10 protein-coding genes are annotated in these 11,994 nt (G+C 70.4%); 1 reads left to right on the forward strand and 9 read right to left on the reverse strand.

Going from position 1 to position 11,994, the window contains the following annotated elements; translation table 11 throughout:
* Nucleotide 1: 1 nt before the first annotated feature.
* The 9 genes from ACWCP0_RS29845 to ACWCP0_RS29885 all read right to left on the reverse strand — a co-directional run bounded on the left by ACWCP0_RS29845 (nt 2) and on the right by ACWCP0_RS29885 (nt 11,289).
* Nucleotides 2–1,318, reverse strand: a complete 1,317-nt coding sequence (locus ACWCP0_RS29845) for a hypothetical protein (RefSeq protein WP_451081874.1) — start codon at nt 1,316–1,318, stop codon at nt 2–4.
* A gap of 128 nt (nt 1,319–1,446) precedes the next feature.
* Nucleotides 1,447–2,535: a glutamate ABC transporter substrate-binding protein gene (locus ACWCP0_RS29850; RefSeq protein WP_451081875.1), complete on the reverse strand. Its 1,089-nt coding sequence runs from the start codon at nt 2,533–2,535 to the stop codon at nt 1,447–1,449.
* Nucleotides 2,536–2,546: 11 nt separating this feature from the next.
* Nucleotides 2,547–3,986: a hypothetical protein gene (locus tag ACWCP0_RS29855; protein ID WP_451081876.1), complete on the reverse strand. Its 1,440-nt coding sequence runs from the start codon at nt 3,984–3,986 to the stop codon at nt 2,547–2,549.
* Between the two features lie 556 nt (nt 3,987–4,542).
* Nucleotides 4,543–5,526: an N-acetylglucosamine kinase gene (locus tag ACWCP0_RS29860; protein ID WP_451081877.1), complete on the reverse strand. Its 984-nt coding sequence runs from the start codon at nt 5,524–5,526 to the stop codon at nt 4,543–4,545.
* A complete protein-coding gene (locus ACWCP0_RS29865) occupies nt 5,517–6,782 on the reverse strand; it encodes a 6-phospho-beta-glucosidase (RefSeq protein ID WP_451081878.1) in 1,266 nt (421 codons plus the stop codon). The genes ACWCP0_RS29860 and ACWCP0_RS29865 overlap by 10 nt, the downstream gene beginning before the upstream one ends.
* Before the next feature lie 7 nt (nt 6,783–6,789).
* Nucleotides 6,790–7,704 carry a carbohydrate ABC transporter permease gene (locus ACWCP0_RS29870; RefSeq protein ID WP_451081879.1) on the reverse strand — a complete coding sequence of 305 codons (915 nt, stop codon included), beginning with the start codon at nt 7,702–7,704 and terminating at the stop codon, nt 6,790–6,792.
* A 6-nt stretch (nt 7,705–7,710) separates the two neighbouring features.
* Entirely contained in the window at nt 7,711–8,670 is a 960-nt protein-coding gene (locus ACWCP0_RS29875; protein ID WP_451081880.1) for a carbohydrate ABC transporter permease, read from the reverse strand.
* Nucleotide 8,671: 1 nt separating this feature from the next.
* Nucleotides 8,672–10,009: an ABC transporter substrate-binding protein gene (locus tag ACWCP0_RS29880; protein ID WP_451081881.1), complete on the reverse strand. Its 1,338-nt coding sequence runs from the start codon at nt 10,007–10,009 to the stop codon at nt 8,672–8,674.
* 77 nt (nt 10,010–10,086) lie between these two features.
* Nucleotides 10,087–11,289: an ROK family transcriptional regulator gene (locus ACWCP0_RS29885; protein WP_451081882.1), complete on the reverse strand. Its 1,203-nt coding sequence runs from the start codon at nt 11,287–11,289 to the stop codon at nt 10,087–10,089.
* Nucleotides 11,290–11,506: 217 nt separating this feature from the next.
* Here ACWCP0_RS29885 and ACWCP0_RS29890 point away from each other — a divergent pair, with 217 nt between their 5' ends.
* Nucleotides 11,507–11,935 carry a hypothetical protein gene (locus ACWCP0_RS29890; protein WP_451081883.1) on the forward strand — a complete coding sequence of 143 codons (429 nt, stop codon included), beginning with the start codon at nt 11,507–11,509 and terminating at the stop codon, nt 11,933–11,935.
* Nucleotides 11,936–11,994: the final 59 nt, after the last annotated feature.

Here is an 11,994-nt window from a genome sequence, read left to right on the forward strand (position 1 = left end):
CTCACGATTCCCCCTGTCGGCCAGTACGGTCCCTGGGCCCCGCCTGTCGCGGCACCAGGACATCCGCCGCCGCCCGCTGATAGCGCAGCACCGCCTGCTCCGCGGCGCGCAGATCGCAGGGCGCGCTCCACAGCATCCGGCGCGCCGCGTCGTAGCGCTCGATCAGCAGCGGATCCTCCGCCATTCCATGGCGGGCGACCTTCGCCTTGTACGCGTCGAGTCGCCCGCGCAGCTCCGCACGGACCGCGAGCGGAGCCGTCACCGCCGTCAACGACTCGCGGGCGCGCATCAGTTCGTCCTCGGCATCCCGCTCCAGCGACTCCAGCAGCGGCGAGAGCCGGTGCCACTGGGCGTGCCGCCGGTACTCGGCGGCCATGCCGAGCCGCTCCTGCAGGGCCGTCGGGGGCCCGCTGACCGCGGGGACCTCGGACGCGGCGATCTTCGCCAGCACCTCACCGCGCGCCACCCGCGCCTCCGCGAGGGTGCGGTCCGCGCGCGAGAGCAGGTCCCGCAGCCGGATCAGCCGGTCCTCGGAGTCCTGCCGCACCGCGAGGACCGCCTCGATCTCACGCCGTACGTCCTCCAGGGCGCGGGCCGCCCGGTCGTAGCGGTCGGTGTCGGGACGGCCGCCGCCCGGCGCCGAACTCACCGGTGCGGGCGCCCAGAACGCCAGCGGATCCGACACCACCTGCGCCCGCAGCGCGGACAGCTCGTGCGTGATCGACTCCAGGTCGTCGCCGGCCGGATGCTCGCCCGGCCGCACGCCCACGGAGTGTGCGAGGGAACGGGTGCGCTGCAGCTCGGCGGAGAGCAGATCTATCCGGGCGGGCAGCGCCGACCAGACCGCGTCGGCGGCCACGACCATGTCCAGCGAGCGCGCGTAGAGCTGGTTCATCCGGCTGACCAGGGCCTCCAGCGTGAACCGCTCGGACAGCTTGGCCGGTCCGGTGATCGACGGGGACGGGTGCGCCGCGGAGCTCGCGATCGTGACACTCGGGCCGCGCAGCCGGTCGGTCAGCTCGACCAGGTCGTCCTTGTTCGGCCAGCGGCGCCGCGCCCGCAGCTCACGCGCAGCGGTGAGCGCCGCGGCGTACGCGTCGAAGTACCCCCACAGCAGCGTGATCGCCTGCTCCGTGGAGGCCCAGCGGTCCTTGGTGACACCCGTCAGCTCGGCGCCCTCCAGGAGCCTGCGGCCCGCGTGGTCCTGCAGGGCGAGGAGCGAGGTCTCTATGGCCTCGTGCTCCTCCCCGAGCCGCGCCAGCGCACGGTCCACCTCGTCCCGGTCCATTACCGGCCCGGGGGGTCCCGCGACGCCCATCGATCACCTCTCCGCTCATGCTTCGGTCCACTGCCGCGCATCCCGTCCGGCCCGGCGTGGGCCGGCCTCGGACCGGGCAGGTCCTCGTGGTCCCGGTCTTCGTGGGCCGGGTCTCGGTTGTCCCGGTCTCAATTGTTCCGGTACTTCGGCGCCGGCGGGCCGGATATACCGGGCAGGTCCGCCTTCAGCCACTTCGCGTACGCCGTCATCCAGGGGCCCCTGCGGTAGTCGTCGAGGACCTTGTTGACCCGGCGGACGAGGTCGTCCTTGCCCAGTTTGGCGGCCACGCCGTAGTACTCGGTGGTGAAAGGCTTGCCGCCTTTCAGTTCGACGGCAGGGTCCTGCGCCGCCTGGCCGGCCGCGAGGGCGGCATCCGTCACGACCGCGTCGACCTCGCCGAGCTGCAGCCGGACCAGGCAGTCCAGCTGGTTGGAGACCGTGAGCCGGTCCTTGTCGCCCGGACCGCCGTCGTCCTTGTCCTTGAAGACCGCGCCGAACGACTCCTTCTCCAGCGCCTCGTAGGCCGTTGAGCCCTCGGCCGAGCAGACCTTGCGATCGGCCAGGGACTTGTCGTAGCCCGTGATGGGGGACTCCCGCGGGGCGAGCACCTGCTGCCCCGTCTGGAAGTACGCGGTGGAGAAGGCGACCTGCTTGATCCGGGCGCAGTTGATGGTCATCGTCCGGACGACCAGGTCGACCGTGCCGCTGTTCAGTGCGGCGATGCGCTGATTGGTGGGAATGGCACGGAAGATGACGTCGTCGGGGCTGCCGAGAATGTCCTTGGCGATGGCCCTGGCGAGATCGATGTCGAAGCCCTCCAGTTTGCCGTCCGCCGTGCGGTAGCCCCACCGGTAGCTGTTCTGGTCGACGCCGACGATCAGCTTGCCGCGCTGCTTGATCTCGGCGATCGCAGGCCCGTCCGCCGTGGACGGGGTCAGCGACCGCTCCGGCTCCGTGCACTCGTCCGCCTTCGCGGGCACCGCGGCGCCCGAGCCCGTGCCCGGCACGCCCGTCGACGCATCGGGCGACGTGGCGTGCGGACCGCCGTGCGAGAGCGGCAGCAGAGTCAGGGACGCGGTCAGCGCACAGGCAGCCGCCATCCCGGCGACGCCGCCCCAGCCGCGGAGCCTGTGCAGCCGGCCCGGCCGCCGTGACGGCCTCGCCGCGCCCGCGTCCGGGGTCACGTCCGGCATCTCGCCGGACACTCCGTCCCCCATCTCTCCCCCTCTCACCGGTACTCCGAAAGCCTGCGGCCGATGCCCAGGACCGCGCCCACCGCGCCGAGCACGGCCAGCACCGCCGCGCCGACCGGCAGTGCCGTCAGCGCGCCGCGGCCGTCCTCGGCGGACTCGGTGAACTCGGCCTGCTCGTGCTCGAGCGCCTGCTCCAGCGCGCTGTCCACGCGGTCGAACGACTGCCCCGTGGACTCCTTTTCGCCGATCACCTTCGCCAGAGCGCCCTCGTAGTCACCGGCCTTGTCGGTGTCGCTGGCAGACTTGTGGCGGGACTTCCACTCGGAGACCGCGGAGACGGCGGCGGCGACCGGGGTGCGGCCCTCGCCGTCGTCGGCGAGGGTCCGGGCGCGGCCGAGGGCGGCGCTGAGCCGGTCCATGCCCGACGTGTAGTCCGTCTCGTACTTGTCGCTCTTGCCGTCGGCCGTGAGGACGGCGCCTCGTGCGACCAGCGTCAGGTTCTCGTTGGCCCGGGCCTTCAGGCTGTTGATCCGGGCGTCGTTGAGGACTTTCAGCGACTCCTGGCCGTGCGCCCGGGCGTCGCCCAGCTCGGTCCTGGCCACCGTGTGCCCGACGGCCAGCCACAGCAGGACCACCGTCGACGCGGCGGTGGCCGCGAGCAGTCCGTGGTTGAACACCCGGTTCGTCCGGTGGTAGTTGCGGCGCTGCGCCCAGACCAGGACGCCCAGCGCGCCCACTCCGATGGCGAGCGACAGGAACGGCCAGAGCCGGGCGTCGCCGTGGTCCTGGTCCAGGCGGGCGGTCTCCGCCTCGTACAGCTTCTGGGCGGCGGGGAGCAGCTCGGTCGTCATCTGCTGGTTCGCGTACCGCAGATACGCGCCGCCGAGGGGGAGGCCCTGGCGGTTGTTGGCCCGGGCCCGCTCGATCAGACCCGTGTAGCGGGGGAGCTGCTCGTTGAGCGTGGCGATGAAGCGGCCCGACTCGGTCGAACCATCCGTGTTCGCCGCGGCCTTGACGAGCAGCAGCGACGCGTTGGCGATGTCCTTGCGGTAGCGCTCGCGGACCTCGGCGGGCTCCTGTGCGCCGGCCAGGAAACCGCTCGCCGCGGCCGTGTCGGCGTCGGCCAGTGAGCGGTAGATGCTCGCGGCGTCGGCGCTCAGCGGCTGGCTGCGGCTGACGACGGCGTCGGCGGCGGACGCCCGGTCGGCGATCTCGAAGGCGGTGACGGCGCCGAACGCCACGACGAGAGCGGCGAGCACGGCACCGATGATCCGCAGCCTGCCCGGCTCCGTCGTCGCCGCAGCGCGCAACTGCGCCGTCGTCTCGGCCCAGGCGCTGCGGCGTGCGAGCGTCCCGGGAGGCGGCGCCGACTGGTCCCCCGACGGCCGCGAGCCCTCGTACCCCGGCTGCGCCTGGACGGGCACGCCCGGCGGCGCCGGTGGCGCGGGCGCTCCCGCGCTCGGTGTGTATGTCACTCTGACCTCCCCCTCGGTCACTGACGGCGTCCCGCACCCCGCGAGGTCGGGGGACGACTGCCCGGCCAGAAGTATGGCCGCAGGGGCGGACATCCACACCCAGGATTGACTGGATCTTGAGCTATCTCGCCTGTCGCGTCAATGCTGCCAATGCGCCCCCTGCCCCGAACCCCCACCATGAATACGCCACATGGACCCGATCGGTTCCCGCCCCGGCCCTACGAACTCGCCTGCGGCGTCCCCGCGCGCCGGAGCCCTTGGCGGGGGGCTCCACCCCAGCCCTCTTTGCGGGGACTCCGCCCCCCGAACCCCGGCGTCTCGATCCCCCTACGCCCCGCGGACGTGGGGACGGCCGCTCCTTGGGAGCCCGTCCGGCGTTCGAGGACGGACACCCGGGCCGCCCGGACGGTACCGGACGGCCGCCCGGGGGCCGGGCCGTGGCGGAGCCCTCACGCGGCGGAGCCGCACGTCGACACAGCCGGGAAGGGGTGGAGAGGAGAGGAGAGCCCCACGCAGGCGGCCCCAGGCACCCCGCCCCCGCCCGACTCACCCCCGCCTACGCGTAATGCGCCCGCAGCCGCGCCCGGGTCGCCGCCGGGGCGGCGAGATGGTCGAGGCCCAGGAGGGCCGCGCCGAGGACGGGCGGGGACGTGACCACGGAGAGCGTCGCCTTCGGCGCGCGGGCGGCGAGCAGTTCGGCGATGCGCCCGTTGAGCCGGGGATGCCGCGCGGCCAGCACACTGCCGCCCAGCACCACCGGCGCCTCCTCGTCGAGCAGGCCGAGCCGGCCCAGTGCCACGGTCGACATCGCGACGACCTCGTCGGCGAGCCGGTCGACGATCGCCCCGGCCACCGGGTCCCCGGCCGCGCCGGTCGCGAAGAGCACCGGGGTCAGCTCGTGCTTGCGCCCGGCGGGGATGCGGCCCAGATGGAGCGCCTCGATGAGCGCGTACATCGACCCGAGACCGAAGTGCGCCGGAAGAGCCCGCGTCAGCTCCGTCGGCTCGCCGCGCCCGTCCTCGGCCCGCGCGGCGAACCACAGCGCCTCCTCCGCGAGTCCGGCCCCGCCGCCCCAGTCCCCGGAGATCTTGCCGATCGCCGGGAAGCGTGCGGTTCGGCCGTCGGGCAGCATGCCCACGCAGTTGATGCCCGCGCCGCACACGACGGCCACGCCCCGGGGTTCGTCGACGCCCGCGCGAAGGATGGCGAAGGTGTCGTTGCGCACCTCCACCGTGCGGCCCCAGCCACGCCCCCGCAGCGCGACCGTGAGCTCCTCCTCCTCGACCGGGAGGTCGGCGTTGGCGAGGCAGGCGGACACGTGCTCGATGCCGTCGATGGCGTCGCCCCGCGCCCTGGCCTGCTCCATGGCCTTGCCGACCGTCGAGGCCAGCGCGTCGAACGCCGCCTCGATCCCGACGTACGGCGGCTGGAAGCCGCCGCCCCGGCCGGAGGCGATCACCGACCCGTCGGCCCCGACGAAGGCCACGTCGGTCTTGCTGTTGCCCGCGTCGATGGCGAGGACTGAAGCGGTCACGCCCACGCGAGGTGCTCCCGGTTGTGCGCGATCAGCCGGTCCGTGAGCGTCTCGGCGTACTCGTACTGGCCGATCAGGGGGTGCGAGAGCAGCGCCTTGAAGACCCGGTCGCGGCCGCCGCGCAGCGCCGCCTCCAGGGCCAGCTCCTCGTACGCGGTGACGTTGGCGATCAACCCGCTGTACAGGGGGTCGAGTTCGGGTACCGGCAGCGGTGTGGCACCCTGCGCGCCCACGGCGGCCTGCACCTCGATCACGGCGTCGTCGGGGAGGAACGGCAGCGTCCCTTTGTTGTACGTGTTGACCACCTGGTACGGGCTGCCACCCCCGCCGAGCAGCGAGGCGGCCAGATCGACCGCCGCCTCCGAGTAGAAGGCCCCGCCCCGCTTGGCCAGCAGCGCGGGCTTCTCGTCGAGCGCCGGGTCCCCGTACATCTCCAGCAGCTGCTTCTCCATCGCCGCGACCTCGGCGGCCCGCGACGGCTTGGTCCGCAGTTCCTCCACGACCGCGTCGTGCGCGTAGAAGTAGCGCAGGTAGTACGAGGGGACGACGCCGAGGCGGTCGACGATCTGGCGGGGCAGCCGCAGGTCACCGGCGATGGTGTCGCCGTGCTCGGCGAGCAGCTTAGGCAGGACGTTCGCCCCCTCGGGGCCGCCGAGACGCACACCGGTCTCCCAGGTGAGGTGGTTGAGGCCCACATGGTCCAGATGCACATCGCCCGGCGTCACGCCCAGCAGCCCGGCGAACTTCCGCTGGAGGCCGATCGCCACGTTGCACAGACCCACGGCCTTGTGACCGGCCTGGAGCAGCGCCCGCGTCACGATGCCCACGGGGTTGGTGAAGTCGATGATCCATGCGTCCGGGTTGGTGCGCCGCACCCGTTCGGCGATGTCGAGCACCACCGGTACCGTGCGCAACGCCTTGGCGAGACCGCCTGCGCCGGTGGTCTCCTGGCCGATGCAGCCGCACTCCAGCGGCCAGGTCTCGTCCTGCTCCCGCGCGGCCTGCCCGCCGACGCGCAGCTGCAGCAGGACGGCGTCGGCGCCGGCCACCCCGGCGTCCAGGTCCTCGGTCGTCACGATGCGGCCGTCGTGTCCCTGCCTGGCGAAGATCCGCCGGGCCAGACCGCCGACCAGTTCCAGACGGTCGGCCGCGGGGTCGACGAGGACGAGTTCACTGATCGGGAGGGTGTCCCTCAACCGGGCGAAGCCGTCGATCAGTTCGGGTGTGTAGGTGGATCCGCCACCCACGACTGCGAGCCTCATGTGTGTTCTAGCCCTTCACTCCGGTCAGTGTGACGCCTTCGACGAACGCCTTCTGGGCGAAGAAGAAGACGGTGATCACGGGGGCCATGACCAGCACGGTCGCGGCCATGGTCAGATTCCAGTCCGTGTGGTGGGCGCCCTTGAACGACTCCAGGCCGTAACTCAGCGTCCACGCGGCCGGGTTCTCCGAGGCGTAGATCTGCGGACCGAAGTAGTCGTTCCAGCAGTAGAAGAAGTGGAACAGCGCGGACGCCGCGATCGCGGGCCTGGCCATCGGCAGCACGACCTTGATCATCGTACGGAACTCGCCGCAGCCGTCGATCTTCGCGGCCTCGGTGTACTCGCGGGGGATCGTCAGCAGGAACTGGCGCATCAGGAAGATCGTGAACGCGTTGCCGAACGCGAACGGGATGATCAGCGGCCAGAGCGTGCCGGCCAGGTCCAGCTGCTTCGCCCAGAACAGGTACATGGGAACGATGATCACCTGTGGCGGCAGCATCATCGCCGCGATCACCAGCATCATCATCGCGTTCCGCCCCCGGAAGCGGAACTTCGCGAGCGCGTACGCCACGGGGAGGCTGCTCGCCACGGCGAGCACGGTGCCGAGCCCCGCGTACAGCAGGGTGTTGCGCCACCACGTCAGAAAGCCGGGGGTGTTCCACACGGTGGCGAAGTTGCCCCACTCCCAGGTGTGCGGCCACAGATCGCGGGTGAGTGCCTGTCTGTCGCTCATCACCGCGGTCAGGAACACGAAGACGAACGGCAGCAGGAAGAACAGGGCGGCGGCGACGGCCAGTGAGTGGACCGCGATCCACTCCAGAGCGGCCCTGCGCCGCGCCGCCCGCCTGGCCGCCGCACTGCTCGTCAGGGCGGACGCCGTCGGCCCGGCCTTGAGCGGCGGTGAGAAAGTCGTCTGCGTCATCGTCGGTCAGTCCTCCGCCGCCATGAAGCCGCTGCGCCGGCGCATCAGGAACCCGGTGAAAATCATGGCGAGCACGAACAGCACGAGCGCGACGACACACGCCGCCCCGGTGTCGAAACGCTGGAAACCCAGGTTGTAGACCACCTGCGGAACCGTGAGTGTGGACTTGTCGGGGTAGCCGGGCTCGAACTGCTGCCCGGAGCCGCCGATCACGCCACTCGCCACTTTCGCCGCCACCAGCGGCTCCGTGTAGTACTGCATCGTGGCGATCACTCCGGTGATCACTGCGAACAGCACGATCGGCGAGATGTTGGGCAGCGTCACGTACCGGAAGCGCTGCCATGCACTCGCGCCGTCCAGCTCGGCGGCCTCGTACTGCTCCCTGGGGACGTCGAGCAGCGACGCCATGAAGATGACCATGAGGTCGCCGATGCCCCACAGCGCGAGCAGCGTGAGCGACGGCTTCGACCAGGTGGCGCTGTTGAACCAGTCGGGCTCGCCGAGTCCGAGCGTGCCCAGGATGGTGTTGGTGGGCCCCGTGCCCGGGTTGAGCAGGAAGACGAACGCCATCGTCGCCGCCACCGGCGGGGCCAGATACGGCAGGTAGAACAGGGTGCGGAAGATCCCCGCCCCGGTCCTGACCTTGGTGATCAGCAGCCCGATGCCGAGCCCGAAGGCGACCCGGCAGGTGACCATGACGAGCACCAGCCAGAGCGTGTTGCGCAGGGCGGGCCAGAAGAAGGGGTTGTCCTGGAAGACGTACGCCCAGTTCTTCAGCCCCACCCACCGGGGCGCGGTGAACCCGTCGTACTCCATGAAGGAGAAGTAGACGGTCGAGATCAGCGGGTACGCGAAGAACACGCCGAACCCGACCAGCCAGGGCGAGAGGAAGCCGAGGGTCCGAAGCGCACCACGCGTGCGCTTCGCCCTCAGCCCCGGTGACACAGGCACAGGAGCGGTGGTCATCTCAGCCGGCCTGCTCGTTGTCCTTGTCGACCTGCTTGTCGTTCTTCTTCAGCAGCGCGCCCAGGTCCTTCTCCGCGCCCTTCTCGTAGGCGAGGCCGTTGTCCTGGAGCGTCAGCAGGAACGCGCCGCCGTTGACGGACGAGGGGGCGTGCGAGCTCTTGGGGTGCTGGGCGATCTCCACGAACGTGCGGTACAGCGGGTCGCTGTTCAGCTTCGGCGAGTTCAGCGCCTCGACGGTCGACGGCACGTTGTGGATGGCGTTGGCGAAGGAGACGACCGCGTCCGTGTCGGTGGAGAGGTACTTCACCAGTTCCCAGGCGGCGTTCTTCTTCGGGCTGTTGCTCGCGATGCCGAGGATCGTGCCCGACAGATAGCCCTTGCCGTAGTCGGCGACCTGGTCGTCCGGCACCGGGAACGGCGCCGCGCCGATCTCGAAGGGCAGCTTGGCGTCCGAGGCCATCTTGCCGCGCCACTCGCCGTCCAGCTGCATGACGACCTGGCCCGTGTGGAACGGGTGCTTGGGGCCCCACTCGTCACCGAACGAGGTGCGGAACTTGTTGAGCTTCTGGAATCCGCCGAGGTCGTCCACCAGCTTCTTCTGCCAGGTGAACATCGACGTGACGGCCGGGTCCTGCGCGGTGTCGGACTTTCCGCTCCCGTCGAGGTACGTCACGCCGAAATTGCCGCCGTAGTGCTCGACCGTGGTCTCGTAGCCCCCGTAGAGCGGCATGAAGCCGAGCTGCTCGAAGCCGTCATCCTTGGTCCTGGTCAGCTTCTTCACCACGGTGTCGAACTCGGACAGCGTCTTCGGGGGCGCCGTGATCCCCGCCTTCTCGAAGGCGTCCTTGTTGTAGTAGAGGCCGTACGCGTCCCCGAGCAGCGGCACCGTGCACCGGGTGCCGTCGTGCTGGGTGTACTTGGCCATCTGGGGCAGGAAGGTCTTCTCCGGGTCGATCTTCGACTTCTCCAGGAACGGCTTCAGATCGGTGAGCGCCTTGGAGGAGCAGAACCGCCCCACGTTGTCCGTGGTGAAGGACGACACCACGTCCGGCGCGTTCGAACCGCCGGCTCGCAGCGATTGCTGGATTTTGGCGTCGGTGATGCCCTTTACGACCTTCACGCTGATGTTGGGGTGCTTGTCCTCGAACGACTTGATGTTGGACTCGATCGCCGCGACCTCGCCCGGCGCGGACCAGCCGTGCCAGAACGTGAGCGTGGTCCTGGCGTTCGGGTCGTCCGTGGCGGCGCCCTCGTTCGACCCCGTGCAGGCCGATGCGAGAAGAGATATCGCGGCCGTCGCCGCGAGCGCGACAGCCGTGGTCCGACGGTTTCTGGGCATGGCGGTGTCTCCCTGTGACAGGACGGGCCGGGGGAAGGGGGCGGGTCAAAGGAGCGTGGAAGGTCCGGAGATTCGTTTCAGCGTGACGTGTCGAAGACTTCGTCGCGGGTGGTCGCCAACGCGCTCTCCAAAGCGCCGCGCAGCACCGGGTGCTTGCGTACGGAGCCCAGGACCAGCCGGGGCCGGGCCGCAGCCAGTTCGGTGAGTTCGGCCTGAACGCGATCGCGCAGCGGCTCCCCTCCGGCGGCGATCACCTCGCCGGACAGGACGACGAGCTCCGGGTCGAGCACGGCGACCATGGACGCGAGCCCGGTCGCGAGCCCGGTCGCGTAGGCTTCCAGCAGCTGCCGGTACGGCCCCGCATCGGCCTCGGCGGCCCGGGCGACCAGCGTGGTGGCGACCTCGGCGTGCGGGCCGTCGCCCAGGACCTCCACGCCGAGCTCACGGGCCAGCCGCGGCAGCGCCTGCGCACCGGCCAATTCCTGGAAGCCGCCGCTGTTCGCCTTGGTCACATGACGGACGAGCGGCGTGCCCGGCACCGGCAGGAAGCCGACCTCTCCCGCACCGCCCGTGAAACCGCGATGCAGCCTGCCGCCGATGACGACGGCGGCGCCGAGGCCCTCCTCGTTCCACAGCAGTACGAAGTTCTCGTGGCCGTGGGCGGCGCCGAGACACTGCTCGGCGACGGCGACGAGGTTGACGTCGTTTTCGTACTCGACCGGCATCGGCAGGACCGCGGCCAGCTCGTCCAAGAGAGTGGGGGAGTGCCAGCCGGGCAGGTGCGATGCGTAACGCAGCCGCCCGGTGGACGGGTCGAAGGCGCCGGGTGTGCCGACGACCGTGCGATGGACATCGGCGCGGGTGACGCCGGCGGCCTTGATCGCGCCGTCGAGCGACTCGGTGACCTGGCGTACGACGCTGTCGGCCCGCCGCCCCGGGGTGGGGAGCTCGAACTCTCCGACGGTCTCGCCGGTGATGTCGGCGACGGCGGCGCGAATGCGCTGCGGGGTGACGTCGAGCCCGGCGGCGTAGGCGGCGCGGGCGTTGACGGCGTACAGCTGGGCGCTGGGGCCGGGTCGTCCCTCGGTGGTGCCGGTGGCGACGACGAGTCCCACGGCCTCCAGCCGGGCGAGAAGCTGGGAGGCGGTGGGCTTGGACAGACCGGTGAGTTTGCCGATCCGGGTCCGGGACAGCGGTCCGTGCTCGAGCAGGAGATCGAGTGCGGCACGGTCGTTCATGGCTCGCAGTACGCGCGGGGTACCGGGCGTGGTTCCGGCCACGGGGTTGCACCTGCCCTTCGAACCTGCACTGTTAGGAAAGTTTCCTATCGGCTCGAACGTAGGCATCGGCCGTTTCGGCGTCAAGGGTGCGATCGGGTCTCGCGGGTGGCGTTATGCAGTTGTGTCCTGCGTCACAAGGTTTGAGGGCGGTTGACTTGTCATGTCTGCTGCAGGCACGATCTCGCAGCAGTCCGAGAAATTCATTTGGGGGAAGTCAATGCGCATTGCACGTAAGGGCGCCGTAATCCTCGGGGCCGTCCTCCTCGCGATGACCACCGCGACGCAGGCTCAGGCGGCGACGTATCCCTACTACAAGGATTCCGTGGACAACGGACCCTGTGGTGCGGGCCGTCACATCGGAATTCCCCAGGGGCCGTCCGGTCACGAGTACATGAAGTACTACGCCGTCTACGACTTCGATCCGGATTGGGCCATTTCCGCGTGCCGTGTCTGGATCGACCAGTGGAAACTCTCCGAATCCACCTGGGTGAGCAAGGAAGGGCGGAGCATCTACGGGACGACCAGCGGTCAGTATGCCCAGAGCAACTGGGTGTACGACGGCCCGGGCTACAAGGACCGTGTCTGCATCACCAGGGATGTTCAGGGGCCCGGGGGCGTGTCGACCAAATGCACGTCGTGGTACTAGAGGGGGGTAGGGCATCCCCTGACCTCATGTGAAAGGGGCGCCGGTCACGGCGCCCCTTT

It is taken from the genome of Streptomyces sp. NPDC001970 (genome assembly GCF_053594115.1).